The organism is Roseibium sp. MMSF_3247, assembly GCF_030733765.1.
Lineage (GTDB): Bacteria > Pseudomonadota > Alphaproteobacteria > Rhizobiales > Stappiaceae > Roseibium.
This window is the reverse complement of sequence record NZ_JASHII010000003.1, coordinates 484,745-500,002: the sequence shown is the minus strand read 5'-3', so window position 1 is coordinate 500,002 and position 15,258 is coordinate 484,745. Positions and strand designations below refer to the sequence as shown.

Below are 15,258 nucleotides of genomic sequence, written 5' to 3'. Positions count from 1 at the left end.
AGATGCTGATCAAACTTCTTTCAGGCGATACGCCGCGCAGCGGTCTGCTTGCCGTGCTTCTGCTTGTCATCCTGATTTCGCTGGCCTTTGCGCCGTTTCTGTTTCCCGGCACCCGCTCGCTGGAAACGGCCGCAAAGATCTGCATTTTCATCGTTCTGGTGGCAAGTTATGACCTGCTTCTGGGGTATGCCGGCATCGTCTCTTTCGCGCATACCATGTTCTTCGGGATCGGCGCCTATGGCACCGCATTGGCCTTGTCGACGACTGGCCCGACCTACGGGTCCATGATTTGGGGCACGGCTGCAGGGGCCATCGTCGCAGCGGTCTTCGCGCTCGCGATCGGTCTGTTTTCCTTACGGGTCAAGGCGATCTTCTTCGCCATGGTCACCCTTGCCGTTGCCAGCGCATTTGCCGTTCTGTTGTCGCAACTCTCCTGGCTCACCGGCGGTGAAGACGGTTTGAACTACAGCATCCCGCGTGAGTTCAAGCCGGCCTTCAAACTTGTCGATGAAAAGATTTTCGACGTGCGGATCAATGGCAAGCTGCTGCTCTATTATCTTGTCTTCTTCGCTTCACTGATCCTCTTTTTGACCATGCTGCGGATCGTGAATTCACCTTTTGGCCGAACGCTGAAAGCCGTGAGGGACAATGCCTTCCGGGCGGAAGCGATCGGCTATCGTGTCGTCTGGTACCGCACCACCGCAACGGTTCTGTCGGCAGTCATGGCAGCGCTGGCGGGCTCGTTGCTCGCAATCTGGTTGCGCTACACAGGTCCGGCGACAACACTATCGATGGAAATCATGATCGACATCCTGCTGATGGTTGTGATCGGTGGCATGGGAACGCTGTATGGGGCCGTCATTGGAGCCACGATCTTCATCCTGGCGCAGACCTATTTGCAGAACCTGATGGGTGTCGCTGCAGATGCCACCAGCGCGCTGCCACTTGTCTCTACACTCGTCGCGCCAGAACGATGGTTGCTGTGGCTCGGGGTTTTGTTCATTCTGTCCGTCTATTTCTTCCCGTCCGGAATTGTGGGGCGCTTGAGGGCAGGGCGTACGTGACGGCATCAGGACTTTACATTCGCGACGAGGGTGCCGGCCGACCGATTGTTTTTGTTCATGGCTGGTCCTGCCCCGGCATGTTCTTCGATCGCCAGGTTGCTGACTTGAAGGACGATGCCCGCTGCATAGTTCCGGATCTTCCCGGGCATGGGGCAACGGGAGTTCGCTTACCGCGCACGATCGACGCTGCGGCAGACGCCATCCATGCCTATTTGAGCGAACAGGACCTTCAAGACGTTGTCTTGTGCGGCTGGTCTATGGGAGCACTCGTTTCCTATGCGCTTATCGAGCGGCACGGTGCGGATCGGATTGGCTCGATGATTGCCATCGACATGTCACCGAAGGTTCTGAACGATGCAGGCTGGCAAAACGGAACACGCAGCGGTTTGACGGCCGACCAGAACACCCATTTCATCAACACGATTACCGCCGACTGGCAGCGCCTGCCGCGCCGGATCGCTCGGCGTATGTTTGCAGCTGACAGCGAACCGTGCCCGGGCTTGTTGGACTATGCCAGCAGGGAAATCGCAAAAGCCAATCCCCTTTGGCTCAAGGACATCTGGATGTCTCTGACAGCCCTCGATTTCCGGGATCTGCTCAGAACCTTCCCAGTCCCGTTTCATTTGGCTGCTGGTGCAAAAAGTCAGCTTTACGGTCCGGATGTCCATAAGTGGCATTGCGAAAACGTCCCGGATTTTCAGCTTACCCTCTTTGACCACTCCGGCCACGCGCCGCATCTGGAAGAACCGGAGAAGTTCCAGGCTTTGGTGCTGGGTGAGGTGGCCCGGTAAAGCGGCATCAGCAGCCATTCCCGCATGGCACAGGGGTGATGCCAGTGGGGGGACTTTGGCTCCGCTTTTTTCCCCGCGCTTTGGAAAGGAGTAGGCCCGGGAACGCGTCCGGGGTGACGGTTCGTGATTGCGGCAAAGCCGTGCCTTCTCCTTCTGCGGTCATCCCCGCTTCATGCGGGGATCCAATCCACCGACCCGCATCGGCCAGAGGAAAGTTTGAGCCCGCAGCCGGACTGCAATGCCATGCCCCTTTCCTTGTCCTCGGGTGCCAATGGATCCCCGCAAGAAGCGGGGATGACGACGGCAGGTGAGGATAGGTTTTGCCATTTCCCTTTCGCTTTGGAAACGACGGACTCAACATCAAGCCAGGTGTGGCGGAGAAAAGGCCTTGCCGGACCGCTTGCGTCAAAGCCTTGGCATGATGGAGTGAATGGTAGAAATCACCCCTTGCCTACGTCCCCCACGTAGACCAAGGCGCGGCCCTGGCAGATGCGGGTGCCGTCGGCAGTCTCGCAAACGGTTTCGAGGTCTACCAAATGCTTTTCAGGGCGCAGGCGGGTGATGGTGACTGAAGCTGTGAGTTCTTCACCGACCGGCGCGGGCGTCAAGAACTCAAGGCTTTGCTTGAGATAATTCGTGCCCCGGCCGGGCAGTTTGACGCCGAGGAGATAGGAAAAGAGACCGCCGATCAGCGGGCCGGGAACAGTCTCGGGCGCAACTGCTTCTGGGCCGGCAAGGGCGGCAAAATCCGCCATGTCGGTAACCGTGTAGGACCGTTTGATCTCGTCGCGTTGACCGACTTCAAACATCACGCGCCTCCGTCAGTTCGCAGCTTCCGGACAGGGTGACAGCCCCATCCGCTGTTCTTGAGATTTCAATCTGGATCTCTCCAGGCATGCCGGCAGTTTCGGAAAACCGCAGCGTCAGTTCTTCATCGGCATAGGACGGATTGGGGAACATCAGGTTTTGCACGGCATGAGCGCGACCTGGATAGAGCTCCTGCAAATATCCGAACACGCGGGTGTAGAGCAGCATGCCGTGCGAGACCGTTCTGCCGAACCGCGTGCGCGCCGAGAAGTCCGGATCAACATGGATCGGGTTGTCGTCACCAGAAAGCTTAGCAAAAGCATCGAATTCGGCCTGAGTTGGGATCCAGGTGAAAGTTGCCGTTGCCGGTACTTCGTCAATCAGGCTCATAGTTCAGGCCTCCTCGGGCAATTTTTGAAGCAAACTGTCTTTGAGAATGTTTTTGCGGACCTTGCCGGCAGCCGTGCGCGGCAAATCGTCAGAAACGGTAAAGGTTTTCGGGATCTTGTAAGGGGCAAGATGATCCCGGCACCAGCCGGGCAGGGCTGCGGTGTCGATCTCTGCTCCAGGGCGAGATACCAGGAACGCTGCGCCAACCTCGCCCCATTTTTCGTCCGGAACGCCGATCACGACAGCTTCCATAATGGCCGGGTGAGCGTCCAGAACCTTTTCGACCTCAGCAGGGTAAACGTTTTCGCCGCCGGAGATGTACATGTCCTTGATCCGGTCGACGATGTAGTAGTAGCCGTCTTCATCCCTGCGGGCGATGTCGCCAGACTTCAGCCAGCCATCGACGGTGAAGGTCGCAAGGGTTGCTTCCTTGTTGTCCATATAGCCGGGTGTGATATTGGGACCGCGGAACTGAACCTCGCCTTCGCCCGCGCCGTCAACGACCGCGCCATCTAAAGACTGCAGGCGAACATCGGTCATGATCTGGGCCTTGCCGACGGAGCCGATCTTGGCGGCAGCATGGTGCTTGTCCATCAGGAAGACGGTCGGTCCGGTTTCCGTCATGCCCATGCCGTTGCAGATCGTTACACCGCGTTTTTGAAAGCTGGCCAGAAGGTGCTTTGGAACGGGGGCGCCGCCGCAGCCCAGTGAGCGGACTTTTGAAAAATCCGTTGTGCCGACGGTTTTGGACAGAGCAAGGGCCTGATAAATCGCCGGAACGCCGAAGAACGCGGTGACCTTGCCCGCATTGACCAGGTCCAGCACCACATCGGGGTCAAACTTGCGCAGCACTGTCGAAGATCCGCCGTTCAGAAAGATCGGCAAGGTCGGCAGATTTATCCCGGCCGTATGAAACAGCGGTAGGAAGTTGACGCCTGTTTCGTGCGTACTTAGCCCGGTCGCCTGGCAGTAGTTGATCATGTTGGCAGTGGCCATGCCGGCAGTTTGGATAACCGCCTTGGGCAGGCCCGTCGTTCCGGATGTGTACAGCAGATACCAGGGCGCGCTTGCCTTGATGGCAGCTTGGTTGGGGGCGGTGGGCCTGGCCCCTTTCAGATATGCGTCGAGCGCGCTCTTGCCATCCGCGGTCGCGCCGATCTGGATAAGCTCCAGGCCGCTCGCCGTTGAAAGGTCGTGCGCTGCTTCTGCGAACGCGCCGTCGTGGAACAGAACCCTGGACCGGGAGGCGTGCAGAATGGGCCTGAGCTCGGCGGCTGGTTGACGCCAGTTGAGCGGAACCAGAAGAATTCCGGACTTTTGGGCGGCAAACAGCAGAACAAAGAAGTCTGGATGATTGTGACAGAGCACCGCCATCCGATCGCCCCGTGACAAGCCGTTTTCGCGCAGACGATTGGCCAGCTGATTTGCCCGGACATTGATATCGGCAAATGTATAAAGAAGCCCCGTGTCATAATCTGCGAAGGCCACAGCGTCAGGTGTTAGTTCCGCCCGCTTGGCGGCCATATCGGTCAAGAACTCCATGTGTCCTCCCAACACTTGGATCCTGGTCAGCTATAGTGCTGATGCTCAGGCGCTTTGTTGTGTAAATTCTTGCATGCCGGCGAGCGTTTCCGGTCTGGAGATCAGGTCGAGGAACCGTGCCTTTTCCCGATCAAGCCGCTCCTTCACCTGTTGCCGGCGCGGTTCATCCCAAACGTTTTGACGCGTCGCGATATGGGTCTGCGCAAATCGGCAGGAAATCCCGGTGACCCATTCTGCTATCTTCTGTTCAATATCGGATGGGGCGCAAACGTGGGTCGCCAGTCCGAAACGCTGTGCCTCGTCTGCCGAGATCCGCGAGTTGAGGAACTGAATTTCCAGTGCTTTGGCGGTGCCGATCTTTTCGGGCAGCATTGCTGTCCAGCCGCCATCCGGGGCAAATCCGACCTCAGAATAGTATGGTTGAATGAATGCGGTGTTCGACAGCGAGACCATGTCTGCCGCCAGCACCAAGCCTGTTGAACCGCCGGTGACAGGGCCGTTCACGGCTGCCAGAACCGGTGAAGGAAAAGCAAGAAGAGACAGGATCACATCATGCAGGGCGCCGACCAGCCGATCCGCGTAGGCCAGCAGCTGGTCTTGTGATTCTGCCTGGTCGAGAAAACCTGCGATATCTCCGCCGGTCGAAAAACTACGGCCTCTTGCGGAGAGCACGAGCGCCGTAGGTTTCTCTGCTTCAGCCAGTTTGATTGCTGTAAAAAGCTCATCTAACAGCGGCTGGGTGAGTGCGTTGTGGCGCGCAGGCCGATTCAGATAGAGCCATATGGCACCATCTTTGTGCTCGGTATCAACCAGTTTCATGGCTTCAGGCCGTTGGCGATCAAATCATGGGCGCTGTCGACAAGCTCGGGAATGGTTTTCTGAGTATTGAAGACCACCAGTTGCTCTCCGAGCGCGCGGGCAATTCCCATCAGAGCCCACGCCCGCGTTTCCGCATCACCCTCAGAAATTTGCCCCTTTTTGACGGCGGCTGTCAGGCCAACCCGATATCCGGAAGCGAATTTTGCGTAGTACTCGCGGTATGCGGCTGGATCAACGAACAGGGCTTCCTGAACGATCTTATAAAGGTTTGGATGGGCTCGCACGAACCTCAAGAATGCGGTCAGGCCGGCCTTTTCGACATTCAGGTGGTCCGTCAGCGTTGAGGTCGATTCGGAAATCGAATGACGGACGAGCCGGCCCATTTCCAAGACCAGTTCCGAGAAGACCTGCTCCTTGGTTTTGAAATAGATGTAAAAGGTGCCTTGGGCGACACCAGCCTCGCTGGTAATGTGACCGATGGAGGCGTCGTTGTATCCCTTTTCTCCAATGACCCGTTCTGCTGCCGCCAGTATGGCGCGCCTGGTGGCTTCACCGCGTGCCGTCTTAGGCTGCGGTGTCGCAGCTTTTGCGCTCGTTTTCGCGGACGCGTGCTTGTTCGGTGCGGCGGTGGTACCCATGGATCAATTCCGGTTTCTTCAAACATGAACCAGTATTCATGTTTTGCGGTGATCTGCAAGCGATAATCTCAGGGAGGATGGATACGTGGGTTGGGCTCGTCGGCAGTCTTTGGACTATGGCGTATCGCCGCAGAGCCGTTTTTGATTTTTGTCATGGAACTAAGTTTGATATTTAGTTTTGAATGAATATAAGGTGAGCCTCTGGCCTAAACGAGCCGGATCGCCTTTTCAAAGAGCGAACGCGCAGCCCGGACGCAGGCTGATGTGGAAATGAATGAGCAGCCGGGGCTGGACCTGGCGGATTGAGGGAGCCGCACCATGGACGTGAATGCGTACCTGGAAGATCGACTGAGCAAACTCCATGATAATGGCAATTACCGCGTGTTCGCGGATTTGGAGCGGCATTCAGGCGATTTCCCGAAGGCAACGCGTTACCGCGAAGATGGATCAACCCAAGAAGTGACCGTCTGGTGCTCAAATGACTACCTTGGCATGGGGCAGCACGATAAAGTGACAAACGCCATGCAGGACGTGCTTTCAAAGTGCGGCGCTGGCGCAGGTGGGACCCGAAACATCTCCGGCACCAATCACTATCACGTCTTGTTGGAAGAAGAGCTGGCGGACCTTCATGCAAAGGACGCGGCGCTTATTTTCACGTCAGGCTATGTGTCGAACTGGGCGGCGCTCGGAACGCTGGCATCAGAAGTTCCAGGAATGATCGTCTATTCCGATGCGCTCAATCATGCGTCCATGATCGAAGGCATTCGCCACGCCCGTTGCGAAAAGCGGATCTTCAAGCACAATGATGTCGCCGACCTTGAGCGTCTGATGGCAGCTGATGACCCGAATGCACCGAAGCTTGTGGCATTCGAGAGCGTCTATTCCATGGATGGTGATATCGCTCCGATCAAGAAAATCTGCGACGTCGCCGACAGGTTCGGCGCCATGACCTACCTTGATGAAGTTCATGCCGTCGGCATGTACGGTCCGCGCGGTGGTGGTGTTGCCGAACAAGAAGGCCTCATGGACCGGTTGACCATCATCGAGGGCACCCTCGGCAAGGCTTTCGGTGTCATGGGTGGTTACATCACCGGTTCCAAGACCGTGGTTGATTTCATTCGCTCGTTTGCATCCGGCTTCATTTTTACAACGGCTTTGCCGCCGGCCCTTGCGGCCGGCGCCGCTGCTTCGATCAAACACCTGAAAGCCAGCCCGTTTGAACGCAAGGCGCACAAAGACAGGGTGGCTCAAGTTCGCGCAGCGCTGGACAAAAGCGGCATCCCGCACATGGACAACCCGAGCCATATCGTCCCGGTGATGGTGGGTGATGCGAAGAAGTGCAAGTGGATCTCGGACATCTTGCTGGATACCTATGGCATTTACGTTCAGCCGATCAACTATCCAACCGTGCCGGTCGGCACGGAACGGCTGCGCTTTACCCCGACGCCATTGCACACGGCAGATGACATTGACCGTCTTGTCAATGCGATCAACGACCTTTGGTCACAGTGTGCTCTGGCCCGCGCGGTCGCCTGATCTCAGGACTTTTTTAGTCGACATAGAACCTATTTGGAATTTCTCAAGAATGGCGCGGTTTGACCCGCGAGGTTCTTGAGAAAACCGTTGGCTATGCCTATTTGCCGCCGCGCTTTGCCTGACCGGAAGCTGGCAACATAAACCAGCAGTTTGCCGAGAATTTTGAAAAACGTAATCCAGCGGTTTCCAAGCTGCATTTTGTCCATCAAATAGCCCCACGACCAGCCGAAGGAAATGTCCTTGATCCGGTTGGCCGAGACGGTATTTCCTGAAGACCCATCTCCAATATGCTTGGCGCTGGCGTCAGCCACAAAGCGCATGGGTTGATTGAGTTTTCGAAATCGCAGCGAAAGTTCATCATCTTCAAAATACAAAAAGATATTTGTGTCGAAGCCGCCGTATTGAATGAATGGCTTTCTCCGCACCAGCAAGACAGCGCCGCTGACGGTATCCACGTTCTGATCTGTTGATGGGGGAACGCGGTTTCGCACACGCGGATCAAACCTTGTTTCATAGCGAAAGAACTCGCGGCCGTCCGGCTTGAAGATTCTCGGAATGAAAAGACTGCAATCAGAGTTTCGTGCAGCTGCGTCCAAGAGTGCTTGCACGGCCTTTTTTGAAATCTGCACATCCGGATTGGCGATCAGTGCGAATTCTGTCTCGATCTTTTCAAGGCCGGCCATAATCGCGTTGGCGTATCCGACGTTCTGGTCGAGGTTCAGTACCTCATAGCCAAGAGCTTGGGCCTCGGTGGGGGTGTTGTCACTACTGGCATTGTCGACAGCGAGTGTCGCAAGCTCATGCGCCGGGATACGTGAGTACTCAAGCACGTCCGCGCTGTTATAGGTCACGATCAAACGTGTGACGGTCGAGAGGTCTTGCGGTGACGCCATCAGATTGGTTTACATTTCTTTTCAGGTGACCCCGCACGGGGTTAAGTGCAGCAATCGCCAGTGTATCTGGACTATGATTTCTTATGTTTGAACCTGTACCAGCATGTCGTCGAACATTTTTTCAAGTTCGACCAGATCGACTTCAGTGCTGGCGGTAAACGTCCGGCCTTCCGGGTTCTTCGTGAGCGTCGAGCGATAGCAGAAGCCAAACTCGCGAGCCATCATTGCATAATGCGGAGAGCCCATGCTCGGACTGAAGAGCTCTATTATGCCTGAAGGTTTTCCTGCGCGGAAAATCATATTGGTCAAGGCAGCCCCGTGAGCACCGGCGATAATGGGTGCGTTTGCAAACCGGTTTGCCTGTTCCTTGAGGCTCATCGTTGCCGGATCAAGTACCTCAAAACCGGCTTTCTCGGCAAGGCGTGAGACCTCGTCCTGATTACGAAACAAACGGCCATTGGGGGCCGTGCTGCTCCGTATCGTGAAGACAGGCCTGTCGGGCTGTTCAGAGGTTTCATCCCTGAACGCGCTTGCAATCCACGTCATCGTGTCCGCGTTGCAGAAAAATGGCAAAGCCAAATATGCCTGATCGACCTTTACGATCTCTCGCCGACCTTGAACGATAACATCGCGTCCAAAGAACGCGCCCAGTTCCTGAGCCTGACGAAAAAACGGGGTGTTGGCTGATGCCGCATTTACAAGAAAGGGGATCGAGCGCGGCAAGCCGAACTGTTCCACCAGCCAAACCTTGTTCATGATGAACATGAAAAAGTGGAAATAGTTGTCGCCGAAGACGTGATGAAGCACGATAGCTTCTGGAAGTTGGCGGGAGGGTGACTTCCTATGGGCAAAAAAGAGCGGACTGCGCTCGCGTTCTGGCAAGTCACTGGTTTTCCAGATCACGCGCCCCTGGTGAAACAGGACACCAATCTTGGGGTCGACTGAACAGGGGGCCAACGCTTTGTAAAGGCCTTCCCTCTCGGTCGCACCTTTTCGTTCTTCTGCCCACGCTCTTGCTTGTTCAGGCATTGGGGCGGCCGTTTCAAAACAGAAAGGGTCACTTGTGCGCTCTAGCAGAGGCTGCAAAAAGTCTGAACGGGGACGTGCCGGCAGAAGTGAGTCGCACAGCCGCAGCAATGGTTTTCTTAAGCGGTGGTATTGATCGCGAAACGGATAATTCATTTTGCCGGCCGCATTTTTGCGTTTTCTCGGAAAGTCGTTTTCGAAGTGAAAGCAAAATACTGGTGGCAGCCAGTTAAGCCACCGAAGAGCTGTCGCTAGCTACCACACACAGTTTCCAGTGACAATTTCTTTTGGGGAAGCAGTGATGTCGTCAGCACTTGTTAGGTATCAAGCTGAGGTTGCCGGCTTTGGTCCGGCTCGTCCTTTCGCTATTTGCCTTCGACGATCCTGACTTTGTCCGGCCAAAATGCGTAGTGATTTTTCAGCTGGAGGCTCATCTGAAGCGGTGTCTTATAGACCCAGCCGATCTCATCTCCGCCAATGGCCACATAGCTCGCATCTCCTTTTATCGGGCAATGCGTCGATTTGCTAAGCTCAGAGAAGGGCGACTGGAGGCTGTTTGCCGGCACATAGATGACCGGATCATAAACGCTTCTACCAACCTCCATTACACGAATGGCATTTGTTGTCTCGGCAAGCAGGGTTTCACCTCCAAAAACACGGATGTTCCGCGTTACCGGTTTGATGACCATCAGATGATTGGGATCTTTCGGGTTTCGAATGGCATCCACAAAGGCGGGTGATTGAAGTACTGGATCCACTGTCATGATCAATCCTGCGGTAGAGAGGTATGTGGCGGTGCCTTGGGTGGTTACAAAAGCGACCGGAACTCTGATTTTCGTCCAACCTATACCACCACAAGATCCGAAGTGGTCCTTTTCCAGCCAAGCACAGCTTGCAATTCATTCAGCTTTTGCGCTCAAAAGAGCTCCCGACCTTTTCGCCTTGGAGACAGAATATGGCTACCAACCCCCAAGAGTTGCTACGTGCTCTTTTCGAGCGGGCCGTTGAGGTTGCTGATCCGATGAAGAACCTTGCGAGCCAGTTGCCTGAAAAACCTGATGGCAGGGTTGTTGTGATCGGTGCTGGAAAAGCGTCCGCACGGATGGCAGAGGCTGTTGAGGCAGAATGGGGGGCTTGTGAAGGGTTGGTCATCACTCGCTACGGCTATGGGCGCCCCACAAAGGGCATTGAGATTGTCGAGGCTGCGCACCCGGTGCCGGACAAGGCCGGACAGGACGCGACGAAACGCATGCTGGAGTTGCTATCCGATCTTGATGGGGATGATTGCGTTCTTGCCCTCATTTCCGGTGGTGCATCGGCTCTTTTGACCGCACCGGCAGGAGCCATTAGTCTTGAAGAGAAGCAGGCGGTCAATCAGGCGCTGCTCGCATCCGGCGCGCCGATCGGCCAAATGAACGTTGTTCGCAAGCATCTGAGCCGGGTGAAGGGGGGGCAGCTTGCGGCCGCTGCTTATCCGGCAAAGATGGTGGCATTGCTTTTGTCCGATGTTCCAGGAGATGATCCGGCTGAGATCGGGTCCGGGCCAACGGTCGGGGACGGCAGTACTCCGGAAGATGCCCTTCAAATCCTTGCAAGATGGAGCATAGATGTACCGGGCTCGGTTTCGGAGGTCCTCTCTGGGCAAACCGGAGTTTTGCCGCCAGACCATGAACGTCTGGGCCGCGTGACAAACACTATCTTTGCCGCGCCGTCGCAGTCCTTGGAGGCTGCGAGAAGCCTTGCAGAGAAGGCTGGATGCGACGTCGAGATCCTTGGTGATGCCTTGGAAGGCGAGGCGCGAGATGTTGCCGCAACACATGCGGACCTTGCTCTGCAAAGGCAAAAAGAGCGGGGATCATCAAAGCGGCCTTTGATCCTGTTGTCGGGTGGAGAATTGACGGTTACGCGGCGCGGCGACGGAGTTGGCGGTCCCAATGCAGAATATGCACTTGCTTTAGCAAATTCGCTCAAAGGTGCAGCGGGTATCCATGCGATTGCTTGCGATACAGACGGTGTCGATGGCGCAGCCGAAGTGGCCGGCGCGATTATCGGTCCTGACACCCCTTCCAGGGCCACTTCGAGGGGTGTGTCGATGAGTGACGCGCTTGACCGGAATGATGCTCATGAGTTTTTCAGAGCAATTGGTGATCAGGTCGTGACAGGTCCAACACTGACGAATGTGAATGATTTCCGCGCAATTTACATCAATGGAGTGTGAGGCATGCTGCAGCACTGTGTTTTGTTGTCGTTGAGGGATCCGGATAATCTATCAGCGCTCGTTGAACCGATGGCGTTGATTTCAGGGCTAGTTGATAAACTTTCTGGCGTGCTTTCAGTCACACATGGTCCGAACATCGATCTGGAGGGCAAATCGAAGCCGTTTCAATATGGGTTTATTGTAACGGTCAGCGATGAAGCTGTTCTTGCCGACTATGCGCCGCATCCAGATCATCAAAGGGCCGCTGCAATGTTGATCGCTGCTTGCGAAGGTGGTGCAGACGGCATTCTCGTGGCTGATATTCGCTGCGGCTGATGGAAACGCTGGATCGCCAATCTCTATCTAAGTCACAGAGAGGTAACTCCTTTTTGTTATTCTAGCGGCGAATGACCTGAAACACCTCGAAAGATTGGGCAAAAAGGAAGCCGCGTGTCTGAAGTGACTATTACCCGGGCAGTGCGAATGCCGGACCAATTCCGTATTGCGCGGTTTTTGTCCAATCCCAAGCTCGGTCCGCGGCTTTTGTTCTTTAGCGGCGGCTCCGCGCTGAATGATGTTTCAAGGTGTCTGAAAAGGTATACGCACAACTCCATTCACCTTGTGACACCTTTTGATTCCGGAGGCAGTTCACAAGGGTTGCGGCTTGCCTTTGATATGCCTGCGATAGGTGATCTCAGAAGCCGTCTGATGGCTCTTGCAGATGAAACCGTTCTTGGTCAGCCCGATGTGTTCCGGCTGTTCACGCATCGGTTTTCCAAAGAGTCTGGACAAGAGGAACTGGCAGGTGAGCTTGAGGCGATGATCGCCGGCATTCATCCGCTCGTGGCAGTCGTTGAACAACCGATGCGGACGCTCATTCAAAACCAACTGCGGACGTTTCAGAAGGGGTGTCCGCCAACCTTTGATTTGCGCGGTGCAAGCATCGGCAATCTCATTCTTGCCGGTGGTTATCTCAACCAAAACAAACAGTTGGAACCTATTATCTTCCTGGTCGCAAAACTCGTCGGCGTCCTTGGCCATGTGAAAGCTGTATCCGATGACAATCTGCATCTGGCGGCCAAGCTCGAAACCGGCGACATTGTCGTCGGACAGCACCTTCTGACAGGCAAAGAACAAGCGCCACTGACGTCGCCGATTGAGGAGATATTCCTGAACAGAAGTTTGCAAAGCCGGGAACCGGCGGTGTCCGTGTTCCCGGAGCGCAATACGGCTTTGGTGCAGTCTGCGGATCTCATCTGCTATTCCCCCGGCAGCTTGTACACAAGCCTGATTGCCAGCCTTTTACCTCGGGGTGTTGGCCGAGCTGTTGCCAGCCGCACGGTTCCCAAAGTGTATGTGCCTAGTTTGGGTCATGATCCCGAAGCGCCTGGAATGACGCTTGAGGATCGCGTTCAGGCATTGCTTGCTTATCTTCGAAAAGATGCCGGTAGCGATTGCCCGGTCGAACGGCTGTTGAATTTTGTCGTAACGGATCAACGCACGGAAGAAGATGATATCGGGGCAGTGGAGCAACTTGGCATTACCGTTTTGCGGCTGGATCTGATATCCAGCAAATCAGATCCTTATTACGACCCAGTGCCGCTCTGTGAGGCGCTGGTTTCACTGACTTGACCGATAAAGGATGCGAAGGAAACGCCCATGAAACGGACCCCGATGCTGAATCGGCACATGAGTACGCTGATCGCCTCCCTCGGGCACATGGATGAAATCGTTGTTGCAGACGCTGGTCTGCCGGTGCCGCCGGGCGTCGATGTCATTGACTTGGCTGTTTCGCCTGGGGTGCCCGGCTTCTTTGATGTCCTGGATGTTCTGACGAGCGAATTGGTAGTCGAGAAAGCTGTTTTTGCCGAAGAGGCAAGTGCGGAACTGGCGACCGAGATCGAAGTTCGGCTGGCCCATTGGGCTGCGGAAACCGGCAAGCCGATCGAGCATGACCGGGTGCCTCACGAGGACTTCAAAACACGGACGAAGCAGGCGCGTGCCGTTATTCGCACGGGCGAATGCACACCTTATGCGAATGTCATTCTGGTCTCGGGTGTACCGTTCTAACGGCCTGTTTTACAGATTTGCCAACATCGAGCCCGCGCCTTTTCTGCGCGGGCTTAATTGTTTTATATGAAGTACTGGTCGACCAGCTGCGGGCGAGTGCTCTTCTGATTTACCGATAGAGGCATACTCTCAGGGGAGTGTGTGCGTGGTAACACTGCCAAGCTGGCGTAGCTGGCGCTGTTTGGATCTGTTCCGAAACCTTTCCGATTGAAGTTTCGTTTATCTGCCAAAGCCTTCCCGTTCTGCAAAAACGAATTTTTGAGTTTCCAAAACCGATTTTGTTGACTTCCGAAATCGGTTTTGGAACCATTATTGAAATAAATCGCCTTCGATCATCTGAGCCGCAGGCAGAAAGAAATTCGGGCCGGTCGGCCTTTGGGAGGAAAAATGTCGGGTCACCGCGGGTCAGTGACGATTGACGACGTTGCACGCCATGTGGGCGTCGCAAAGGGAACCGTTTCGCGGGTCCTGAACAATTATACCGACATTTCCCAAGCCACCCGCGAGCGCATCCTGAAAGCCGTCAAGGAACTTGGCTACCAGCCGTCGGCGACTGCCCGTAACTTGAAACGCGGCCGGCAGGATACGCTCGGCATTGTCATACCCGTTGGGCATGGCAATGGCGCTGATCCATTTCTGTCTGAATTTATCGATGGAATTGCACGTGCCTTGGATGAACTCGGGATTGATCTCCTGGTGACAACCGCCCACTCGCGGGATCACATGATCGAGACGCTTCAGCGTCTTATTGCCCGGCGGAAGGTCGATGGTTTTATTCTCACCAGAACCGAAGTTGAAGATCCGCGCATTGCTTTCTTGAGTGAACAGGGGTTTCCCTTTGTCACGCACGGCCGGTCGCATCTTCCCGACACCCATGCGTGGTTCGACATCGACAATGAAAAAACCTTTGCTGATGGCGTGCGGCATATTTACAGCCTCGGACACAGCCGCATCGGATTCATAGGCGGATCGCTAGACCTGAATTTCGCGCTCCAGCGCCGAGATGGCTACCGTGCCGGTCTCGAGGCGTTGGGCGTATCTTATGATCCTGGTCTTGAAACATTCGTGGACCTCAACGAAGAAGGCGGTTTTGCTGGAGCGGAACGACTTCTGGCGGGCAACGATCTGCCGCCCACCGCCTTGTTGTGCGTGACAGACGCACTTGCGATTGGTGCTATTCAATACTGCCGGAAACATGGCCTCACCGTAGGCTCGGATGTCACGATCATCGGCTATGACGGACTGCCCTTTGGTGACTATCTCGAGCCGCCGCTTACCACCTTTTCGCAAAGTGCGTCGGAAGCAGGCAGCCGCGTCGCCCGGATGTTGATTGATGTTTTGGACGGCAAAGATCCGAAGACCCTGAAGGCACTTTCAGAAGCGACTTTAATCCGGCGTGCATCAGACGGCGCGCCGCATAAGACACCGGCGGCACTGGCAGAAGTGCTCCGGTCCCGGCTGAACCAACAGCCATGACCTGGCAGT

General features: G+C 55.5%; 16 protein-coding genes. 8 read left to right on the top strand and 8 right to left on the bottom strand.

The features are described 5' to 3' along the window. Nucleotides 1-2 precede the first annotated feature (2 nt). Nucleotides 3-1,064, top strand: coding sequence for a branched-chain amino acid ABC transporter permease (locus RBB44_RS12695; protein ID WP_306147714.1), 1,062 nt, complete (start codon nucleotides 3-5; stop codon nucleotides 1,062-1,064). Then, nucleotides 1,061-1,855, top strand: a complete 795-nt coding sequence (locus RBB44_RS12690; protein ID WP_306147713.1) for an alpha/beta fold hydrolase — start codon at nucleotides 1,061-1,063, stop codon at nucleotides 1,853-1,855. Before RBB44_RS12695 ends, RBB44_RS12690 begins: the two co-directional genes overlap by 4 nt. 440 nt (nucleotides 1,856-2,295) lie before the next feature. On the opposite strand, the gene RBB44_RS12685 is transcribed toward RBB44_RS12690, so the two are convergent. The 5 genes from RBB44_RS12685 to RBB44_RS12665 are packed head-to-tail and all read right to left on the bottom strand — an operon-like array spanning nucleotide 2,296 to nucleotide 6,051. Beyond that, a complete protein-coding gene (locus tag RBB44_RS12685; RefSeq protein WP_306147712.1) occupies nucleotides 2,296-2,664 on the bottom strand; it encodes a phosphate acetyltransferase in 369 nt (122 codons plus the stop codon). Next, nucleotides 2,657-3,052, bottom strand: coding sequence for a MaoC/PaaZ C-terminal domain-containing protein (locus tag RBB44_RS12680; RefSeq protein WP_306147711.1), 396 nt, complete (start codon nucleotides 3,050-3,052; stop codon nucleotides 2,657-2,659). The genes RBB44_RS12685 and RBB44_RS12680 overlap by 8 nt, the downstream gene beginning before the upstream one ends. A gap of 3 nt (nucleotides 3,053-3,055) precedes the next feature. Beyond that, entirely contained in the window at nucleotides 3,056-4,594 is a 1,539-nt protein-coding gene (locus tag RBB44_RS12675; RefSeq protein ID WP_306147710.1) for an AMP-binding protein, read from the bottom strand. 45 nt (nucleotides 4,595-4,639) lie between these two features. After that, nucleotides 4,640-5,413 carry an enoyl-CoA hydratase/isomerase family protein gene (locus tag RBB44_RS12670; RefSeq protein ID WP_306147709.1) on the bottom strand — a complete coding sequence of 258 codons (774 nt, stop codon included), beginning with the start codon at nucleotides 5,411-5,413 and terminating at the stop codon, nucleotides 4,640-4,642. Next, nucleotides 5,410-6,051 (bottom strand): TetR/AcrR family transcriptional regulator, encoded by a 642-nt coding sequence (locus tag RBB44_RS12665; protein WP_133951622.1) that lies wholly within the window; start codon nucleotides 6,049-6,051, stop codon nucleotides 5,410-5,412. Before RBB44_RS12665 ends, RBB44_RS12670 begins: the two co-directional genes overlap by 4 nt. 318 nt (nucleotides 6,052-6,369) lie before the next feature. Between RBB44_RS12665 and hemA the strand changes: the two genes are divergently transcribed. Next, nucleotides 6,370-7,587, top strand: coding sequence for a 5-aminolevulinate synthase (gene hemA / locus RBB44_RS12660; RefSeq protein ID WP_306147708.1), 1,218 nt, complete (start codon nucleotides 6,370-6,372; stop codon nucleotides 7,585-7,587). Nucleotides 7,588-7,616: 29 nt separating this feature from the next. Here hemA and RBB44_RS12655 read toward each other — a convergent pair whose 3' ends face one another. The 3 genes from RBB44_RS12655 to RBB44_RS12645 all read right to left on the bottom strand — a co-directional run bounded on the left by RBB44_RS12655 (nucleotide 7,617) and on the right by RBB44_RS12645 (nucleotide 10,270). Then, nucleotides 7,617-8,480 carry a glycosyltransferase gene (locus RBB44_RS12655; RefSeq protein WP_306147707.1) on the bottom strand — a complete coding sequence of 288 codons (864 nt, stop codon included), beginning with the start codon at nucleotides 8,478-8,480 and terminating at the stop codon, nucleotides 7,617-7,619. An 81-nt stretch (nucleotides 8,481-8,561) separates the two neighbouring features. Continuing rightward, the gene (locus RBB44_RS12650; RefSeq protein ID WP_306147706.1) at nucleotides 8,562-9,509 is read right to left on the bottom strand and encodes a DUF563 domain-containing protein; all 948 of its coding nucleotides are present in this window, start codon (nucleotides 9,507-9,509) and stop codon (nucleotides 8,562-8,564) included. A 362-nt stretch (nucleotides 9,510-9,871) separates the two neighbouring features. Further along, on the bottom strand, nucleotides 9,872-10,270 hold the full coding sequence (locus RBB44_RS12645; protein WP_306147705.1) for a DUF427 domain-containing protein: 399 nt from the start codon (nucleotides 10,268-10,270) through the stop codon (nucleotides 9,872-9,874). A gap of 191 nt (nucleotides 10,271-10,461) precedes the next feature. On the opposite strand from RBB44_RS12645, the gene RBB44_RS12640 reads away from it, so the two are divergent. From RBB44_RS12640 to RBB44_RS12620, 5 genes are all read left to right on the top strand, one after another. After that, on the top strand, nucleotides 10,462-11,724 hold the full coding sequence (locus tag RBB44_RS12640; RefSeq protein WP_306147704.1) for a glycerate kinase: 1,263 nt from the start codon (nucleotides 10,462-10,464) through the stop codon (nucleotides 11,722-11,724). A gap of 3 nt (nucleotides 11,725-11,727) precedes the next feature. Next, nucleotides 11,728-12,039, top strand: a complete 312-nt coding sequence (locus RBB44_RS12635) for a Dabb family protein (RefSeq protein WP_306147703.1) — start codon at nucleotides 11,728-11,730, stop codon at nucleotides 12,037-12,039. A gap of 147 nt (nucleotides 12,040-12,186) precedes the next feature. After that, on the top strand, nucleotides 12,187-13,335 hold the full coding sequence (locus RBB44_RS12630) for a GAK system CofD-like protein (protein ID WP_306147879.1): 1,149 nt from the start codon (nucleotides 12,187-12,189) through the stop codon (nucleotides 13,333-13,335). A gap of 27 nt (nucleotides 13,336-13,362) precedes the next feature. Continuing rightward, nucleotides 13,363-13,773 (top strand): D-ribose pyranase, encoded by a 411-nt coding sequence (gene rbsD / locus RBB44_RS12625; RefSeq protein WP_209179747.1) that lies wholly within the window; start codon nucleotides 13,363-13,365, stop codon nucleotides 13,771-13,773. Between the two features lie 387 nt (nucleotides 13,774-14,160). Continuing rightward, nucleotides 14,161-15,249 carry a LacI family DNA-binding transcriptional regulator gene (locus RBB44_RS12620; protein ID WP_306147702.1) on the top strand — a complete coding sequence of 363 codons (1,089 nt, stop codon included), beginning with the start codon at nucleotides 14,161-14,163 and terminating at the stop codon, nucleotides 15,247-15,249. The last annotated feature ends 9 nt before the right edge of the window (nucleotides 15,250-15,258 follow it).

Coding starts and splice junctions, on each gene's coding strand:
- RBB44_RS12655 (WP_306147707.1), bottom strand. CDS start 8,480: ATGGCGTCACCGCAAGACCTCTCGACCGTCACACGTTTGATCGTGACC.
- rbsD (WP_209179747.1), top strand. CDS start 13,363: ATGAAACGGACCCCGATGCTGAATCGGCACATGAGTACGCTGATCGCC.
- hemA (WP_306147708.1), top strand. CDS start 6,370: ATGGACGTGAATGCGTACCTGGAAGATCGACTGAGCAAACTCCATGAT.
- RBB44_RS12685 (WP_306147712.1), bottom strand. CDS start 2,664: ATGTTTGAAGTCGGTCAACGCGACGAGATCAAACGGTCCTACACGGTT.
- RBB44_RS12680 (WP_306147711.1), bottom strand. CDS start 3,052: ATGAGCCTGATTGACGAAGTACCGGCAACGGCAACTTTCACCTGGATC.
- RBB44_RS12650 (WP_306147706.1), bottom strand. CDS start 9,509: ATGCCTGAACAAGCAAGAGCGTGGGCAGAAGAACGAAAAGGTGCGACC.
- RBB44_RS12645 (WP_306147705.1), bottom strand. CDS start 10,270: ATGACAGTGGATCCAGTACTTCAATCACCCGCCTTTGTGGATGCCATT.
- RBB44_RS12665 (WP_133951622.1), bottom strand. CDS start 6,051: ATGGGTACCACCGCCGCACCGAACAAGCACGCGTCCGCGAAAACGAGC.
- RBB44_RS12620 (WP_306147702.1), top strand. CDS start 14,161: ATGTCGGGTCACCGCGGGTCAGTGACGATTGACGACGTTGCACGCCAT.
- RBB44_RS12635 (WP_306147703.1), top strand. CDS start 11,728: ATGCTGCAGCACTGTGTTTTGTTGTCGTTGAGGGATCCGGATAATCTA.
- RBB44_RS12695 (WP_306147714.1), top strand. CDS start 3: ATGCTGATCAAACTTCTTTCAGGCGATACGCCGCGCAGCGGTCTGCTT.
- RBB44_RS12670 (WP_306147709.1), bottom strand. CDS start 5,413: ATGAAACTGGTTGATACCGAGCACAAAGATGGTGCCATATGGCTCTAT.
- RBB44_RS12675 (WP_306147710.1), bottom strand. CDS start 4,594: ATGGAGTTCTTGACCGATATGGCCGCCAAGCGGGCGGAACTAACACCT.
- RBB44_RS12640 (WP_306147704.1), top strand. CDS start 10,462: ATGGCTACCAACCCCCAAGAGTTGCTACGTGCTCTTTTCGAGCGGGCC.
- RBB44_RS12630 (WP_306147879.1), top strand. CDS start 12,187: ATGCCGGACCAATTCCGTATTGCGCGGTTTTTGTCCAATCCCAAGCTC.